The organism is Streptomyces chlorus (genome assembly GCF_042655885.1).
Taxonomy (GTDB): Bacteria; Actinomycetota; Actinomycetes; order Streptomycetales; family Streptomycetaceae; genus Streptomyces; species Streptomyces chlorus.
The window spans coordinates 93,582-109,943 of record NZ_JBHSOA010000138.1 but is presented as its reverse complement, the minus strand read 5'-3'; the positions used below and the strand labels follow the sequence as shown (position 1 = coordinate 109,943).

The window sequence follows — 16,362 nt, the reverse complement described above, 5'->3', positions numbered from 1 at the left end:
CGCCCCGGCCCCGGCGTCAGAACCCCAGCTTCCGCAACTGCTTCGGATCCCGCTGCCAGTCCTTGGCCACCTTGACGTGCAGGTCGAGGAAGACGGGGGTGCCGAGCAGTGCCTCGATCTGCTGGCGCGACTTGATGCCGACGTCCTTCAGGCGCTTGCCCTTGGGGCCGATGACGATGCCCTTCTGGCTGGTGCGCTCGATGTAGAGGTTGGCGTGGATGTCGAGAAGGGGCCTGTCGGCGGGGCGGTCCTCGCGGGGCAGCATCTCCTCCACGACCACGGCGATGGAGTGCGGCAGTTCGTCGCGGACGCCTTCCAGAGCGGCCTCGCGGATCAGCTCGGCCACCATGACCATCTCGGGTTCGTCGGTCAGGTCGCCCTCGGGGTAGAGGGCGGGGCCTTCCGGCATCAGCGGGACGAGGAGGTCGGCCAGCAGGTCGACCTGCTGGTTCGCGGTCGCCGACACCGGGACGATCTCCGCCCAGGTGATCCCGAGCTCCTTGCCCAGCAGGTCGACGGCGATCAGCTGCTCGGCGAGCGCCTTGCCGTCCACCAGGTCGGTCTTGGTGACGATGGCGACCTTCGGGGTCTTCTTGATCCCCGCCAGCTCCTTGGCGATGAAGCGGTCGCCGGGGCCGAGCTTCTGGTCCGCGGGAATGCAGAAGCCGATCGCGTCGACCTCGGCCCAGGTGGTGCGGACCACGTCGTTCAGCCGCTCGCCGAGCAGCGTGCGCGGCTTGTGCAGGCCGGGGGTGTCGACGAGGATCAGCTGCGCCTCGGGGCGGTGGACGATGCCGCGCACGGTGTGCCGGGTCGTCTGCGGCCGGTTGGAGGTGATCGCCACCTTCTGCCCGACCAGAGCGTTCGTGAGGGTGGACTTGCCCGCATTGGGGCGGCCCACGAAGCAGGCGAAGCCGGCCCGGTGGTCCCCCACTGCCTTGACGGCGTGGGAGGTGCCCCCAGCTTCGGCGGGCTGCTCGGATGACGGGGTACGAACACTCATGCCGTCCATTCTCCCTGATCCCCGGAGCGCCGCCGTACCACCCGCCCGCGACGGGCGCCGAGGACCGGCCCCGGGCCGCCCCGCGCGTCCGGCCGCCGCGGGGCGGACACCTCAGGGGGCTCGGGGTCATCCCGCGGTCGACGTCTCCCGGACCGTCCCGTCCGGTGCGGCCAGGAGCACCGGGGTGCCGGGGCCGCCGAGGTCCCGTACCGCCGCCCGGTCCGCCTCCGGTACCGAACCGGCTTCGGTCACCACGGCCGCCGCCTCCAGCGACTTCGCCCCGGACGCCACCGCCATCGCCACCGCCGTCTGCAGGGCGGTCAGCTTCAGGGAGTCCAGGGCCACGGTCCCGGCGACATAGGTCCGGCCGTTCTCGTCCCGTACGGCGGCCCCCTCGGGCACACCGTTGCGGGCCCGAGCGGAACGGGCCAGGGTGACGATCTTGAGGTCCTCGGGGTCGAGCGCGCTGCTGTCGGTCATGGCCCCGAGCATACGGAGCGCGGCCTCGGGGACCTGCCCCAGGGCCGCTCGCGGCGCCGCGCCACGAAACCGCACCTCAGCGGCCTCGGCGTCTCACGGACGGTCGAGGCGGAGGCGTTCGGCGCGCGGCAGGCCGGCGACGACCAGGTCGTAGGAGTCCTCGGTCAGCTCGCGGACCAGCCGGTCCGGGAGGCCGCCGTCGACGGTCACCGTGTTCCAGTGCCGCTTGTTCATGTGCCAGCCGGGGACGATCAGCCCGGGGTGCCCGGCACGGAGCCGGACCGCTTCCTCCGGATCGCACTTGAGGTTGGCCTTCAGGGGCCGCGCGTCCAGGTTCGTCAGGGCGAAGAGCTTGCCCCCGACCTTGAAGACCGAGGTCTCCGGGTTGAAGGGGAAGTCCTCCACGGCCGCGTTGAAGGAGAGGCACAGGGCGCGCAGTTCCGCCGGAGTCATGCCGGCCGCTCCCTCTCTTCTTCTTCCGCCTCGTCCCGGGACGGGTCGGTCGACTCCCCCGGGTCTCCGGGGCCGACCGGCTCCACCAGCACGGTGACGATCTTGTTCCGGCGGCCGGCCGCCGCCTCCGCCGTCAGCCGCAGCCGGCGCTCGTCGGGGAGGTCGACCACCGCGGACGCGCCCGCGATCGGCACCCGGCCGAGCCGCTTGGCGAGCAGTCCGCCGACGGTCTCCACGTCCTCGTCGTCGTACTCCTCCAGGCCGTACAGCTCGCCGAGGTCGGTGATGTCGAGGCGGGCGGTGACCCGGTAGCGCTCCTCGTCCAGTTTCTCCACCGGCGCGATCTCACGGTCGTACTCGTCGGTGATCTCGCCGACGATCTCCTCGAGGATGTCCTCGATGGTGACGATGCCGGCGGTGCCGCCGTACTCGTCGATGACGACGGCGACGTGGTTGCGTTCCTTCTGCATCTCGCGCAGCAGGTCACCGGCGTTCTTGGTGTCGGGCACGAAGTACGCGGGCCGCATCGCCGTGGACACCAGCTCGCTCTCCGCGTCCCGGCTGATGTGCGTCTTGCGGGCCAGGTCCTTCAGGTACACGATGCCGACGATGTCGTCCTCGTTCTCGCCGGTCACCGGCATCCGGGAGAAACCGGAGCGCAGGGCGAGGGTGAGGGTCTGCCGGATGGTCTTGTAGCGCTCGATCACCACCAGGTCCGTACGCGGGACCATGACCTCACGGACCAGGGTGTCGCCCAGTTCGAAGACGGAGTGCACCATGCGGCGCTCCTCGTCCTCGATCAGGGACTCCTGCTCGGCGAGGTCGACCAGCGCGCGCAGTTCCGCCTCCGAGGCGAAGGGGCCGCGCCGAAAGCCCTTGCCGGGGGTGAGCGCGTTGCCGATGAGGATCAGCAGACTCGGGATCGGGCCCATGATCCGGGCGAGCGGCAGCAGGACGTACGCCGCGGCCGTGGCCGTGTTCATGGGGTGCTGGCGGCCGATGGTGCGCGGTGAGACACCGACGGCGACGTAGGAGACGAGGACCATGACCGCGATGGCGATCAGCAGGGCCTTGGCGGTGCCGTCGAACGCGCGCAGGCAGGCGTAGGTGACCAGCGCGGCGGCGGCCATCTCGCAGCCGACGCGGACCAGCAGCGCCACGTTGAGGTAGCGGGTGGGGTCGGCGGCGATCCGGGCCAGCCCCGCGCTGCCCCGGCGGCCGGAGCGCACGGCCTCCTCGGCCCGGAAGGTGGAGATCCGGGCGATGCCCGCCTCCGCGCAGGCGAACAGCCAGGCGACGACGACCAGGGCGATCGCGCCGAGGACGAGGTGCGGACTCATGACACGGTCGGGGCGGGGGACGGGCCGGTGATGCCCTTCTCCGCGCGCCAGCCGTCGACGATGGCGGCCTGGAGGCCGAACATCTCGGCCTTCTCGTCGGGCTCCTCGTGGTCGAAGCCCAGCAGGTGCAGCACACCGTGGACGGTGAGCAGCTGGAGCTCCTCGTCCATGGTGTGCTGCGTCGGCGCCTCGGCGCCCTGCCGGGCGGCGACCTCGGGGCACAGCACGATGTCGCCGAGCAGCCCCTGCGGGGGCTCGGCCTCGTCCTTCGCGGGCGGCCGCAGCTCGTCCATCGGGAACGACATGACGTCCGTCGGTCCTGGCAGGTCCATCCACTGGATGTGGAGCTCTTCCATGGCGGCGGCGTCCACCACGATCACCGAGAGCTCGGAGAGCGGGTGGATGCGCATCCGCGCGAGCGCGTAGCGGGCGATGTCGAGGACCGCCTGCTCGTCGACCTCGGTTCCGGACTCGTTGTTGACGTCGATCGACATCTGCTGTTCGGTCTACTTCCCCTTGCGCCCGGACCTGCCCCGGCCGCTCTGGTGCGTGCCGTTCTCGGTGCCGTGCTCGCTGTCGTACTGCTCGTACGCGTCGACGATACGGCCCACCAGTCGGTGGCGTACGACGTCCTGCGACGACAGCCGGGAGAAGTGGACGTCCTCGAGGCCCTCCAGGATGTCCTGCACCTGCCGCAGCCCGGACTTGGTGCCGCTCGGCAGGTCGACCTGGGTGACGTCACCCGTGACGACGATCTTCGAGTCGAACCCGAGCCGGGTGAGGAACATCTTCATCTGCTCGGCGCTGGTGTTCTGCGCCTCGTCCAGGATGATGAAAGCATCATTCAGGGTGCGGCCCCGCATGTACGCCAGTGGCGCGACCTCGATGGTCCCGGCCGCCATCAGGCGGGGGATGGAGTCGGGGTCGAGCATGTCGTGCAGCGCGTCGTAGAGCGGGCGCAGGTACGGGTCGATCTTCTCGTAGAGGGTGCCGGGCAGGAAGCCCAGGCGCTCTCCGGCCTCGACCGCGGGGCGGGTCAGGATGATGCGGTTGACCTGCTTGGACTGCAGGGCCTGCACCGCCTTGGCCATGGCGAGGTAGGTCTTGCCGGTACCGGCGGGGCCGATGCCGAAGACGATGGTGTGCTTGTCGATCGCGTCCACATAGCGCTTCTGGTTGAGCGTCTTGGGGCGGATCGTGCGGCCGCGCGAGGACAGGATGTTCTGCGTGAGCACCTGGGCCGGGGTCTCCTGGCCGTCGCTCTCCCCGTCCGGGCTCGCCTTCAGCATCGCGATCGAGCGTTCCACCCCGTCCTCCGTCATCGGCTGCCCGGTGCGGAGCACCAGCATCATCTCGTCGAACAGGCGCGAGACGAGGGCTACTTCCGTGGCATCGCCGACCGCGCTGATCTCATTGCCCCGGACGTGGATGTCGGCCCCCGGGAAGGCCTTCTCGATCACGCGTAGGAGGGAATCGCCGGAACCCAGCACGGTCACCATGGGGTGCTGGGCCGGGACGGTGAGCTGCACTCTCGCCTGCTCCTGCGCGGGGGTGTGAGCTGTGGGTGTCTGAGTCATGGGCCGGCGCTGAAGGCCTGCGGTTCCTCCTCGTCAGGGCCGCGCAACTGAGGGCGGCCTCGCGACTCCCAGGGTACGACGCGGGGGTGACAACCCAGTAGGCCTTTTCACAGCGGGGTGGTTGCGGGCGGGGGGCGGCTGCGGGAGACCGGCTGCGGAAGAGCCGTCGCCCGGTCAGGCCGAGCGGCCGAAGCCGATCGTCGGGACCGCTCGGCGCAGGGGCCAGGGGCGGATCAGGTCGTCGGGGACCAGGCCCGCCAGGAACGCGTACCGTCTCAGGGCGGCCGGGTCCTGGCCCCGTACGGACTGGACCTCGCGCCACCAGGCGGCGATCTCCGACCAGCCTGGGGCCGACAGGGAGCCGCCGAACTCCTGTACGGAGAGGGCTGCGGTCAGGCCGGCGAAGGAGAGGCGGTCGGCGAGCGGCCAGCCGGCCAGGCTGCCGGTGACGAAGCCCGCGACGAAGACGTCCCCGGCGCCGGTCGGGTCGAGCGTCTCGACGGCGATGGCCGGCACCTCGGCGCTCTCACCGGTACGCCGGTCCACGGCGTACGCCCCGTCCGCGCCGAGGGTGACGACGGCGACCGGCACATGCTCGGTGAGGGCGTGCGCGGCGGCGCGGGGGCTGTTGGTGCCGGTGTAGCGCATGGCCTCCTCGGCGTTGGGCAGGAAGGCCTCGCAGTACCGCAGGTCGGGCAGCGCGGCCAGGTCCCAGGCTCCGGTGTCGTCCCAGCCGACGTCGCCGAAGACGCGGGTGCCCTTCGCCGCGGCGCGGGCGATCCAGGAGTCGCTGCGGCCCGGGGTGAGGGAGGCGACGGCGGCCCGCGCGCGGGGCGGGCAGGGCGGCAGGTCCGCGCCGGGCGGGAGCCGCTTGCGGGCGGTGGGGTCCGAGACACGGGAGGGCTGTTCCGGGGGCGGTTCGTGGCCGTGGGAGATCATCGTGCGCTCCCCCTCGTACGCCATCGAGACGGTGACCGGGGAGTGCCAGCCGGGCACGGTGCGCGACGGGGAGAGGTCGATGGCCTCCCCCTGCTCCAGGGCGTCCCAGCAGTACTCCCCGTAGTGGTCGTCGCCGAAGGCGGCCGCGAGGGAGGTGCGCAGGCCGAGGCGGGCCAGGGCGGTGGCCATGTTGGCGACGCCGCCGGGGCTCGACCCCATGCCGCGCGCCCAGGACTCGGTCCCGCGCACCGGGGCGGAGTCGAGCCCGGTGAAGATGATGTCGAGGAAGACCGTGCCGGTGAGATAGACGTCCCAGGGCGGGTCGTCGGATGTGCGCAGCGCGGCGAGCGGGTCGACCTGGGGCGCGCGGGACGACTCCGCCGGGACGGCGTCCCGGGTGACGCTCTCCGGGATGCCCCCGGTGACACGCTCGATGACACCCTCGACGGTTCTCTCGATGACACCCTCGGCGATTCCCTCGGTGACTGCCTCGGTGACTGCCTCTCCGGCTGACGCGGCCGGCGCAGCCGATGCGGCCGGCTCAACCGTTACGGCCGACGCGGTGGACGCCCTCACGTTGCGCTCCCTGACCTGGTGGGTTCTGGCCAGTGTGCACCACGCCACCGACAACGCGCCGCCCGTCACGCCGGAGCCGCTCCCCGCTCCTGGATCCGGCGTGCCGCCGGGCCTCTCACCAGCGGGGCACCGCCGGGGGGAGCCAGTCGGGGGCGGCGATCCGCATGGCCGCCGCGTCGTCGCGGTCGCGGAGCGCACCGTCGTCCTCCAGCCACCGCCGGTGCAGCGCGGCGAGCCGGTCGTGGTCGAGGGTGACGCCGAGGCCGGGTGCGTCGGACACCCGCACGGCGCCGTCCTCGAAGGTGAGGCGTTCGGTGAGGACGTCCTCGGACTGCCACGGGTAGTGGGAGTCGCAGGCGTGGTGCAGGCCCGGGACGGTGGACGCGACATGGGTCATCGCGGCGAGGCTGATCCCGAGGTGGGTGTTGGAGTGCATGGAGATGCCCACGCCGAAGGTGCGGCAGACGGCGGCGAGGTGCAGGGTGTTGCGCAGTCCGCCCCAGTAGTGGTGGTCGGAGAGGACGACCTGGACGGCGTTCGTGGTGAACGCCTCCTTGATCTCGGCGAAGGTCGTCACGCACATGTTGGTCGCGAGCGGCACACCGGTGCGCGCGGCGACCTCGGCCATGGCGGGGGTACCGAGCGCCGGGTCCTCCAGGTATTCCAGGATGCCGCCGACCGCCTCGGCCACCTCGACCGAGGTCTCGACGGACCAGGCGCCGTTGGGGTCGAGCCGCAGCGGGTGGCCGGGGAATGCCTCGGCGAGGGCACGGACGGCGGCGATCTCCTCCTCGGGCGGGAAGACGCCGCCCTTGAGCTTGAAGGAGCCGAAGCCGTACCGCTCCTTGAAGGCGCGGGCCTGCGCGACGACGCCGGCCGGGTCCAGGGCGGCACCCCAGTCGTCCTTCTCGGCCGGGACGCCCTCGGGGTGGTCGGCCCACTTGTAGAAGAGGTACGCGCTGTACTCCACGGTGTCGCGGATCTTGCCGCCGAGCAGTGCGTGCACGGGCAGGCCGAGGCTCTTCCCGAGGGCGTCGAGGCAGGCGACCTCGAAGGCGGAGGCGATGGACAGCCGCAGCTTGTCGGCGGTCTGCACGCCGCGCAGCCCGCCGACGTCGACGGCGTTGTCGACCCGGGCAGCCGCGACGGCCACCTCGTCCAGAAGCGCGAACAACCCGTTCACATCCGTGACCTTGCGACCCTTGAGCTGCTCGGCGAAGGGTCGGGCCAGTTCCAGGTACTTGGTGTCGCCGTAGGTCTCCCCCACGCCGGTGGTCCCGTCCGCCGTGACGATCTCGACGATCAGCCGGGGCGTGTACGGCTGGTGGACGCCCTGCGTGTTCAGCAGTGGCGGGTCGGCGACCAGGATCGGCGTGAGCCGCACCTCGGTGATGGTCAGGTCGCGGGCGGTCGGCACGGTGGGTACGGGCTGCGCGGTCACAGGGCGACTCCTACGGGGTCCAGGCCGGTGGTGGGCGGGAGTTGGAGAGGTCGGTGAGGGCCGGGGGTGAAGGGCGGCGAGCGGGGAGGCCGCGCCGGGGGCGGAGGCGGGCCGGCGGGCGAGGCGGGCGAGGCGGTGAACGCACTGTCCGCCGGCGCAAGGGTGCCGTCGTCGTGGAGGGCGCTCGCAGGGGACGGCGGCACCCCGCCCGCCGTCGCGTCCCGCGGCATCCGCGCCGGGGCCGCTCCGTCCACCGCGGCTCCCCCGGCGTTCCCGCCGCCCGTCCCGCAGTCCGGGTCCGCGCCGGTGCCCGCTCCTGCGGCAGCAGGACGCACCCGCATCCCTCCCCCTGAATGCCACCCATGTATGAGAACTGAGGTTAGATAGGCGAACCTGGGTCGTCAATGGCCCGGAAGCCTCGCCCCCTGGACCGTCACACCGACGGCCCGAGCGGCGGCCCGTGCCGGTCAGCCGGCGGCCTGCTCGGTGACGCCCTCGATCGCCTCGACGGCGACCTTCGGCTCATCGGCGTGGATGTAGTGCCCGCTGTTCTTGGCGGTGCTCAGCTCGCTGTTGCCGGAGAGCGCCAGCCACGCCTTCTGGCCCTTGGTCCAGTCCTCCTCGAGGCCCGGCCCGTACTCGGGCACCGCTCCGAGGTACTGCTGCCCGTGCTGGATCACCCGCACCGGGATGTCGCCGGCTGAACGGACCTCCCCGTCGGCGAAGACGAGCTGCTCCGGGTTCTGCCCCTCGAACACCGCGAGGCTCTGGGCGCGCAGCTCACCGGCCGGGCCGGTGGCGGACTCCGGGATCCTGTTCTTGAGGTCGGCGCCCGCGGTGGGCGAGGTGGCGTCCAGCAGGACCAGGCCCTTGACCTTGTCCTGGTGGTCGGGGGCGTACCTGGCAGCGATCAGCCCGCCCATCGAGTGCCCGGCCAGGACGACCGGACCGTCCCCGGCGACCTTTTCGATCACCCCGGTCAGGGTCTTTCCGACGGCGTCGTAGTCCTGGGGGCCGGCCGGCCGGTCACTGGCACCCGCGCCGAGCCGGTCGTAGGAGCAGACCCGGCCGTCGGCGCTCAGCGTCTTCTGCAGGCCGGCCATCTTGGTCAGGTCGTCGCCACCTCCGTGCAGCAGGACGACGGTCGGCCGGCCCTCGGCCGGTTTGCCGGAGCAGGACACGTTCACCGACCGGTCCTTGACGGTGATCTTCCTGGTCCCGGTGAACAGGTCCTCGCCGGTCTCCCGGGCGGAAGCGTCGGCGGCCGGGCTCGGGTCCAGGCCCGGCACCTCGCCCTCGCAGCCGACGAGCCCCGCACCGGCCACGGTGCACAGCGCGAGCGCGGCGAGCGTCCTGGTGTTGTTGCGAGCCATGGTGTCCTCCAGCGGAATGATTCAGCGGCATAAAGCGTGATGCACAAGGCACGACGGAAGCCGGCATCTCAGGGGTGGGATGTCGAGCGGCCTGTCGGCCGGCTCCGCTCGTGTCGCCCCGTTCGGCGACAACACAAAGGCTATGGACGACCGTTGCGGCGATCGATGGGCCTGCGGCCCATGTCCACAGGGGTGTTGGCACCACCATCGGTTCGCGCGCTGGATACACCGGACGGCGGGAACACGGCACAACGGACAGCCGCCCGGCTGAACGACCGGACGGCTGGGGTGCTCCAAGGCTCTGCGGTTCTGCTGCGAGGTCTGCGGGGACCACGGAGAGGTCTGCGGGAACTACGGGAACTACGGGGGCTACGGGAAGACGTACGCCTCCACCTCGGCGAGGTACCGGCCCCGCCGGTCCTCGTCGTCGTCCAGGAAGGCGGCGAGGAAGGAGTTGCGGGCCAGCTCGCGCAGCCGCTCCGGGCCGAGGCCGAGGGTGTCGCGCACCGCGTCGAAGTTGTCGCCGGCGTAGCCGCCGAAGTAGGCCGGGTCGTCGGAGTTCACCGTGCACAGCAGGCCGGCGTCGAGCATCGCGGGCAGCGGGTGGTCGGCGAGGGTGTCCACGGCGCGCAGCCGGACGTTCGACAGCGGGCACAGGGTCAGCGGGATCCGGTCCCGCACCAGCCGCGCCACCAGCGCCGGGTCCTCCACGCAGCGCAGCCCGTGATCGACCCGTTCGACGCCGAGGACGTCCAGCGCCTCGGTGATGTACTCCGGCGGCCCCTCCTCACCGGCGTGCGCCACGCGCCGCAGCCCGAGCGCGGCAGCCGCCTCGTACACCTCACGGAACTTCACCGGCGGGTGACCGACCTCGGCCGAGTCCAGGCCCACACCGGTGATCCGGTCCAGGTAGGGCTTCGCCGCGTCCAGGGTCGCCAGGGCCGACTCGGCGGACTCGTCCCGCAGGAAGCACATGATCAGCCGGGTCGAGACGCCGTGCGTCTCCTCACCCCGCGCCAGGGCCCGCCACAGGCCCTCGACCACCGTGCCCATGCCGACACCGCGCGCCATGTGCGCCTGCGGATCGAAGAAGATCTCCGCGTGCCGCACACCCTGCGCCGCGGCGCGGGCCAGGTAGGCGTCGGCGAGGTCCTCGAAGTCCCGCTCGGTGCGCAGGACGGCCATGAGCTCGTAGTACAGGTTCAGGAACGACTGGAGGTCCTGGAACCGGTACGCCTCGCGCAGGGCGTCGGTGTCGGCGTAGGGCAGGTCGACACCGTTGCGCGCGGCGAGGGCGAAGGCGAGCTCGGGTTCGAGGGTGCCTTCGATGTGAAGGTGCAGTTCGGCTTTCGGTACGGGCATCGAAATATCGTACGGTGCTGTCACCGACGTTTCGGAAGCGGCACGCGCAGCAGATCGCGGGCCACGGTCAGCTCGCCCTCGTACCCGGCGGCCCGTGCCTGCCGCTCGAACTCCTCCGGGTCGCTGTAGCGCTGGCTGAAGTGGGTGAGCACCAGATGCCGTACGTCCGCGTCCCGCGCCACCCGGGCGGCTTGACCAGCCGTCAGATGGCCGTACTCGACGGCGAGTTCCTCGTCCTCGTCGAGGAACGTGGACTCGATGACGAGCAGGTCGCAGCCCTCGGCGAGCGCCTGCACCCCCTCGCAGAGCCGGGTGTCCATGACGAACGCGAACCGCTGGCCGCGCCGCACCTCGCTGACGTCCTCCAACGCGATCCCGTCGAGCGTGCCCTCGCGCTGGATGCGGCCGACGTCCGGGCCCTTGATGCCGTGCGCGGCGAGCCGGTCGGGCAGCATCCGCCGGCCGTCGGGTTCGACCAGCCGGTAGCCGTACGACTCGACGGGGTGCGACAGCTTCCGCGCTTCCAGTGTGTACCCGGGGGTGCGGGCGAGCGGGCCGTCGGCGGCGACGGGTTCCTCGGTGATGCCGACCGTCTCCCGGTAGGCGGTGGCGTACCGCAGCCGGTCGAAGAAGCGCTGCCCGGAGCCCGGGTAGTGGGCGGTGACGGGGTGCGGGACCCGGTCGAGGTTGATGCGCTGGATCACTCCGGCGAGGCCGAGCGAGTGGTCGCCGTGGAAGTGGGTGACGCAGATCCGGTTCAGGTCGTGCGCGGCGGCCCCGGCGCGCAGCATCTGGCGCTGGGTGCCCTCGCCGGGGTCGAACAGGATGCCCTCGCCGTCCCAGCGCAGCAGATAGCCGTTGTGGTTGCGGTGGCGGGTGGGGACCTGGCTGGCGGTGCCGAGCACCACCAGTTCGCGTACGGACAAAGGAAGCTGCCTATCCGGGCGGCCAGTGGAGACCGCGGCCGCCCAGGACGTGGGCGTGCGCGTGCCAGACGGTCTGGCCGGCGCCGCCGCCGGTGTTGAAGACGGTGCGGTGGCTCTCCAGTTGCTCCTGGTCCGCGACGGCCTGGGCCTCACGCAGGATGTCCGCCGCGATCTCGGGGGCGCCCGCGGCGAGGGCCGCCGCGTCCTTGTAGTGCGCCTTCGGGATCACCAGGACGTGCGTGGGCGCCTGCGGGTTGATGTCGCGGAAGGCGACGGTGGTGTCCGTCTCCCGGACGATCGTCGCCGGGATCTGCCCTGCGACGATCTTGCAGAACAGGCAGTCGTCCTGCGGTTCCCCTGCCATGGGCACTCCTCGCTCCGTGGTGATCGCACGTACCAGGGCATCGTAGTCGCCCGGACGGCGGCGGGCGGTCGTGCCATGGGAGCGGCCCGGGCGGGCGCGGGAACGCGCCCGCCCACCCGGCTTCGCCTCGGCACCGACCGCTCACCGCGGTGCCGGTCGCTACAGGGCCGGCGGCGTCTTCGCCGGTGTCTCCCCGAGCGCGGCCAGCGCCAGCCGTACCGCCTCGTCCAGCTGGACGTCCCGGCCCGCCGCGTGGTCCTGCGGGCGCTGGACGACCTCCACGTCCGGGTCCACGCCGTGGTTCTCCACACCCCAGCCGTAGCCCTCCAGCCAGAAGGCGTACTTGGGCTGGGTGACGAGGGTGTGGTCGACCAGCCGGTAGCGGCTGTCGATGCCGACCACGCCGCCCCAGGTGCGGGTGCCGACGACCGGGCCGATGCCGAGCGCCTTGATCGCCGCGTTGACGATGTCGCCGTCGGAGCCGGAGAACTCGTTGGCGACGGCGACGACCGGGCCGCGGGGCGCGTCCTGCGGGTAGCTCTCCGGGCGCATGCCGCGCGGCAGGTCCCAGCCGACGATCCGCCGGGCCAGCTTCTCCACGACGAGCTGGGAGGTGTGGCCGCCGCGGTTCTCCCGGACGTCCACGATCAGGCCCTCGCGGATCACCTCGACCCGCAGGTCCCGGTGGATCTGTGCCCAGCCGGGAGCCTGCATGTCGGGGACGTGGATGTAGCCGAGCCGGCCGCCGGACAGCTCGTGGACGTGGGCCCGCCGGTCGGCGACCCAGGCGTGGTAGCGCAGCGGTTCCTCGTCCGCGACGGGGACGACGACCGCGTGCCGCGCCTCGCCGCCGCCGGCCGGGGAGACGGTCAGCTCCACGGGCTTGCCCGCGGTGCCGACCAGCAGCGGGGCCGGTCCGGCCACCGGGTCGACCGGCTGTCCGGCCACGGCGACGATCGCGTCACCGGTGCGGATCGCGACGCCGGGCGCGGCCAGCGGGGAGCGGCCCTCCGGGTCGGAGGTCTCCGCGGGCAGGATGCGGTCGACGCGCCAGCTGCCGTCCTCGTGGCGGGAGAGGTCCGCGCCGAGCAGGCCCTGCCGTGCGCCGCCGCCGAAGCCGCCGCGCGGCATGACGTAGGCGTGCGAGGTGCCGAGTTCGCCCTGCACCTCCCAGAGGAGGTCGACCAGGTCGTCGTGGGTGGCGAGCCGGTCCAGGACGGGCCGGTAGCGGTCGAGGACGGCGTCCCAGTCGACGCCGTTCATGTCCGGCCGCCAGTAGTTGTCCCGCATGATGCGGCCGGCCTCGTCGAACATCTGCCGCCACTCGGCGGCCGGGTCGATGAACTGGCGGACCCGGTCGAGGTCGACGGTGATGTTGCTGTCGCTGTCGTCGTCGCCCGACGCGCGCCGGTCGCTGGGGACGACCTTGAGCCGGCTGTCGGTCCACAGCAGCACCCGCTTGCCGTCGCCGCTGACCTCGAAGTGGTCGGCGTCCGAGGCCAGATGCTCGATGCGCTGCTGGGCGAGGTCGTAGCGTTCCAGCTCGGTCTTCGGGTCGGGGTCGTCGGGGGTGGCCCTGGAGGCGCCGAGCACACCGCGTACGGGGTGCCGCAGCCACAGCACCCCATCCTTCGCGGCGCGCAGGTTGGAGTAGCGGGCGGCCTCGACCGGGAACGGCACGATCCGGTCGGCGAGCCCCTCCAGGTCGATACGCGTGGTCGGGGTTCCCTCGCTGTCGGGGGTCTCGTCCCGGTCCGGCGTCTCGAAGGGGCGGCCGTGCCGCTGCGGGCCGAACGGCGACGGCGTCGTCGCGGCGAGGGTGATCAGGTGCGGCCGGGCGCCCTCGACGAAGGCCAGGTCGAAGACGTACTCGTCGTAGACCGGGTCGAAGGAGCGGGTCGACAGGAAGGCGAGGTGCTTGCCGTCGAGGGTGAAGGCGGGCGCGTAGTCCTGGAAGCGCAGCGGGGTCGCCTCGGTGACCTGGAGGTCGGTGGTGCTGGCGATCCTCAGCTGGCTGAGCGGGCGGGGGCCGGGGTGGGACCAGGCGAGCCAGGCGGAGTCGGGCGAGAAGGTCAGCCCGGACACGTCGCCGTCCTCGCTGCGGTCGACCTCATGGACCTCGCCGGTCCCGCGCTCGACGAGCAGGACGCGGCCGTCGTGCGAGGCGACGGCGGCGCGGCTGCCGTCGGGCGACATCGCGAGCCCCAGGACCCGGCCGAGCTGTCCGGCGGCGATCCGGCGCGGGGTCGCGCCGGGGGCGAGGCCGGTGGCCGGGGCGAACTCCAGGGCGTCGTCGCCGTCGGCGTCCGTCACCCACACCACCCACTCCTCACCGTCCGCGCGGAAGGTCCGCGGGCGCCGGGCGCGGACGCCGGGGGTGGCGGCGAGGGCGCGGGCGGGTCCCGAGCGGTGGGTGACCCAGTGGACGGTGCCGCGCACGCAGACGGCGCTGCCGCGTGCGGTGTGGTCGGGGGATGCGGAGCCGAACCAGCGGGCGGCGTTCACCGGGAACGGCTGGAGGTCGACGCGCTGGCCGCCGAGCCGGATGTCGAGCGGGCGGGGCTCGGCGCCGTCCAGGTCGTCGAGGAGCCACAGCCGGCCGGCGCTGGAGTAGACGACGCGGGTGCCGTCGGTGGCGGCGTGCCGGGCGTAGAACCCTCCCCCACTCTCGGCTTCGCTCGAGCGGGAGGTGCCCCCAAGGGGGGTGTGCCGGCGCAGGTCGGACCCGTCGGCGAGGGAGGAGTACAGCGCGCCGGTGCCCTCGTGGTCGGAGAGGAAGGCAAGCCTCGTCCCCACCCAGACCGGGTACTCGATGTTCCCGTCGAGGTCGGCGTGCAGGCGTACGAACTCGCCGGAGGGCGCGGTGGCTTCGGAAGTTTCGGTGGCCTCGGTGTTTCCCGTCTCCTGCTCGATCCACAGCTTGCCCGCCGTGCCGCCCCGGTAGCGCTTCCAGGCGGCGGCCTCGCGGCCCATCGTCGCGGACAGCAGTACGGTGCGCGGCCCGTGGGCGACGTCGCCCACGGGGCCGTAGGGCAGCGTGGTGGCGGGTCCGCCGTCGAGGGGGATCGCGCGGGCCCAGGTGCGGCGCAGGCTGGCCTGGCCGTGGGTGCTGAGCGCCAGGACCCTCCCGTCCGGGGTCCAGCCGCGCACCTGGGTCTTCCCGCTCCCCCAGTACGTCAGGCGTCTGCCGGGGCCGCCCTCGACGGGCGCGATGTGCACCTCGGGGGCGCCGTCACGGGTGGAGGTCCAGGCGACGGTGGTGCCGTCGGGCGAGATGCGGGGCATCGTCACCGGCACGTTGTCTGCGCTGGCCCGCCAGGCGCGGCCGCCGTCGAGCGGGGCGAGCCACACGTCGTCCTCGGCGGTGAAGGCGATCAACTCGCCGTGCAGATGCGGGAACCGGAAATAGGCGGCGGAGGCAATCAATGCAGGCTGTGTCACCCGATCACCCTATGCAAGCGCGGTCGGCGTGGACAGAGGTTTGGATCACTTGCCCTCGACAGGGCGGCAGGAGGGGTACTGGTCGCACCACACGGTCGTCGTGACCGTGACCGTGACGGTGGGCTGCGGGCCGCGGTTCGTGGGCTCGCCCACCACCGGCGGGCTGGTGGCGTCGCAGTCGCCCAGGCCGTCGACCCGGAACACCTGCTTGCCGTCCACCTTCGCGGTGATGTCCCCGCGCACACAGGCGCCGTTGACGGCGTGGGTGATCTTCCCGGTGACGGTGATCTCCTTGCCGTCCTCGGTCTCCCCGTCGCAGTCCACGGTGGCCACGGTGTTCTCGCTCGCGCTCGCGGACCGGGACGGCGCGCTCGCGTCGTCGCCGTAGGAGGCGGTGCAGCTGAGCCACCGCACCCCGTCCTTCTGGCGGTTGAGCTCCTGCGTGACCGTCTTGTCGGTCGTGAGTGCCACCGCGGTCGAGCCGACCGAGCCCGGCTCGCACGCCACGGCCCCGCCCACGGCGACCACGGCGAACCCCACAGCGAGCATCGGCCGCCGACACCGTGTCCCGCGCCGAGCCCTTGACCAAGACCTCGACCAGGCCCTCGGCCAACTCCTTGTCAGTGCCCTCTTGGACGCCATGGACGGCAGCCTGCCACCGTCACAGGCGTGACGGTAGGGCGCATACGGCCACCGCGCACTACCGTGGGAATGCGCGGCGAACGCCGGCTCAGGGGGCTCGTCGTGGACGGTTCCGGCGCGAGCGGAACGACCGTCCACCTGTGGTCGGTGCGCCATCGGCACAGGACCGAGGGGCCCGCTCGGGAGGCGCTCGCCCTGCACGGGGACGGGAGGACGGCACGCCTCGGGTTCCGGGGCGGCGAGGGACGTCTCGCCCCCGACGGCTTCCTGCACTCGGGGTGCGTGGCCGTCAGGGGGCTGGGAACGCTGAACCTGCACGAGCCCGGTGTCGTACGGGCCTTCGTCGACGAGGCGGCCCGGCACGGGCTGCTCACCGGGTCCGCGGACCTCGACGGCCCGGAACTGTTCCCGGCGGTCGCCGCCGGCCGCGCGGTGGACGGCTGAC

15 protein-coding genes are annotated in these 16,362 nt (G+C 72.5%); 1 reads left to right on the top strand and 14 read right to left on the bottom strand.

Going from position 1 to position 16,362, the window contains the following annotated elements:
• Positions 1 to 16: 16 nt before the first annotated feature.
• The 14 genes from era to ACFPZI_RS35730 form a co-directional block, all read right to left on the bottom strand.
• On the bottom strand, positions 17 to 1,003 hold the full coding sequence (era, locus tag ACFPZI_RS35795; RefSeq protein ID WP_381371328.1) for a GTPase Era: 987 nt from the start codon (positions 1,001 to 1,003) through the stop codon (positions 17 to 19).
• 126 nt (positions 1,004 to 1,129) lie between these two features.
• Positions 1,130 to 1,483: a cytidine deaminase gene (locus tag ACFPZI_RS35790; RefSeq protein ID WP_381371327.1), complete on the bottom strand. Its 354-nt coding sequence runs from the start codon at positions 1,481 to 1,483 to the stop codon at positions 1,130 to 1,132.
• Between the two features lie 93 nt (positions 1,484 to 1,576).
• On the bottom strand, positions 1,577 to 1,936 hold the full coding sequence (locus tag ACFPZI_RS35785) for an MmcQ/YjbR family DNA-binding protein (RefSeq protein WP_381371326.1): 360 nt from the start codon (positions 1,934 to 1,936) through the stop codon (positions 1,577 to 1,579).
• The gene (locus ACFPZI_RS35780; protein WP_381371325.1) at positions 1,933 to 3,276 is read right to left on the bottom strand and encodes a hemolysin family protein; all 1,344 of its coding nucleotides are present in this window, start codon (positions 3,274 to 3,276) and stop codon (positions 1,933 to 1,935) included. Before ACFPZI_RS35780 ends, ACFPZI_RS35785 begins: the two co-directional genes overlap by 4 nt.
• Complete coding sequence (ybeY, locus tag ACFPZI_RS35775; protein ID WP_381371324.1) at positions 3,273 to 3,770, bottom strand: rRNA maturation RNase YbeY; 498 nt, start codon at positions 3,768 to 3,770, stop codon at positions 3,273 to 3,275. The genes ACFPZI_RS35780 and ybeY overlap by 4 nt, the downstream gene beginning before the upstream one ends.
• 12 nt (positions 3,771 to 3,782) lie before the next feature.
• On the bottom strand, positions 3,783 to 4,853 hold the full coding sequence (locus ACFPZI_RS35770; RefSeq protein WP_381371323.1) for a PhoH family protein: 1,071 nt from the start codon (positions 4,851 to 4,853) through the stop codon (positions 3,783 to 3,785).
• 174 nt (positions 4,854 to 5,027) lie between these two features.
• The gene (locus ACFPZI_RS35765) at positions 5,028 to 6,206 is read right to left on the bottom strand and encodes a carbohydrate kinase family protein (RefSeq protein WP_381371403.1); all 1,179 of its coding nucleotides are present in this window, start codon (positions 6,204 to 6,206) and stop codon (positions 5,028 to 5,030) included.
• A 277-nt stretch (positions 6,207 to 6,483) separates the two neighbouring features.
• Complete coding sequence (locus ACFPZI_RS35760) at positions 6,484 to 7,785, bottom strand: glucarate dehydratase family protein (protein ID WP_381371402.1); 1,302 nt, start codon at positions 7,783 to 7,785, stop codon at positions 6,484 to 6,486.
• Between the two features lie 491 nt (positions 7,786 to 8,276).
• Complete coding sequence (locus ACFPZI_RS35755) at positions 8,277 to 9,182, bottom strand: alpha/beta fold hydrolase (protein WP_381371322.1); 906 nt, start codon at positions 9,180 to 9,182, stop codon at positions 8,277 to 8,279.
• 369 nt (positions 9,183 to 9,551) lie between these two features.
• Entirely contained in the window at positions 9,552 to 10,544 is a 993-nt protein-coding gene (locus tag ACFPZI_RS35750) for an adenosine deaminase (RefSeq protein WP_381371321.1), read from the bottom strand.
• 20 nt (positions 10,545 to 10,564) lie between these two features.
• Positions 10,565 to 11,470 (bottom strand): ribonuclease Z, encoded by a 906-nt coding sequence (locus ACFPZI_RS35745; RefSeq protein WP_381371320.1) that lies wholly within the window; start codon positions 11,468 to 11,470, stop codon positions 10,565 to 10,567.
• Between the two features lie 10 nt (positions 11,471 to 11,480).
• Positions 11,481 to 11,834, bottom strand: a complete 354-nt coding sequence (locus tag ACFPZI_RS35740; RefSeq protein ID WP_381371319.1) for a histidine triad nucleotide-binding protein — start codon at positions 11,832 to 11,834, stop codon at positions 11,481 to 11,483.
• A 159-nt stretch (positions 11,835 to 11,993) separates the two neighbouring features.
• Positions 11,994 to 15,275: a S41 family peptidase gene (locus ACFPZI_RS35735; RefSeq protein ID WP_381371318.1), complete on the bottom strand. Its 3,282-nt coding sequence runs from the start codon at positions 15,273 to 15,275 to the stop codon at positions 11,994 to 11,996.
• 45 nt (positions 15,276 to 15,320) lie between these two features.
• A complete protein-coding gene (locus ACFPZI_RS35730) occupies positions 15,321 to 15,824 on the bottom strand; it encodes a hypothetical protein (RefSeq protein WP_381371317.1) in 504 nt (167 codons plus the stop codon).
• 162 nt (positions 15,825 to 15,986) lie between these two features.
• Between ACFPZI_RS35730 and ACFPZI_RS35725 the strand changes: the two genes are divergently transcribed.
• Entirely contained in the window at positions 15,987 to 16,361 is a 375-nt protein-coding gene (locus ACFPZI_RS35725) for a hypothetical protein (protein WP_381371316.1), read from the top strand.
• The last annotated feature ends 1 nt before the right edge of the window (position 16,362 follow it).

Coding starts and splice junctions, on each gene's coding strand:
- era (WP_381371328.1), bottom strand. CDS start 1,003: ATGAGTGTTCGTACCCCGTCATCCGAGCAGCCCGCCGAAGCTGGGGGC.
- ACFPZI_RS35730 (WP_381371317.1), bottom strand. CDS start 15,824: ATGCTCGCTGTGGGGTTCGCCGTGGTCGCCGTGGGCGGGGCCGTGGCG.
- ACFPZI_RS35770 (WP_381371323.1), bottom strand. CDS start 4,853: ATGACTCAGACACCCACAGCTCACACCCCCGCGCAGGAGCAGGCGAGA.
- ACFPZI_RS35785 (WP_381371326.1), bottom strand. CDS start 1,936: ATGACTCCGGCGGAACTGCGCGCCCTGTGCCTCTCCTTCAACGCGGCC.
- ybeY (WP_381371324.1), bottom strand. CDS start 3,770: ATGTCGATCGACGTCAACAACGAGTCCGGAACCGAGGTCGACGAGCAG.
- ACFPZI_RS35780 (WP_381371325.1), bottom strand. CDS start 3,276: ATGAGTCCGCACCTCGTCCTCGGCGCGATCGCCCTGGTCGTCGTCGCC.
- ACFPZI_RS35725 (WP_381371316.1), top strand. CDS start 15,987: ATGCGCGGCGAACGCCGGCTCAGGGGGCTCGTCGTGGACGGTTCCGGC.
- ACFPZI_RS35740 (WP_381371319.1), bottom strand. CDS start 11,834: ATGGCAGGGGAACCGCAGGACGACTGCCTGTTCTGCAAGATCGTCGCA.
- ACFPZI_RS35755 (WP_381371322.1), bottom strand. CDS start 9,182: ATGGCTCGCAACAACACCAGGACGCTCGCCGCGCTCGCGCTGTGCACC.
- ACFPZI_RS35750 (WP_381371321.1), bottom strand. CDS start 10,544: ATGCCCGTACCGAAAGCCGAACTGCACCTTCACATCGAAGGCACCCTC.
- ACFPZI_RS35790 (WP_381371327.1), bottom strand. CDS start 1,483: ATGACCGACAGCAGCGCGCTCGACCCCGAGGACCTCAAGATCGTCACC.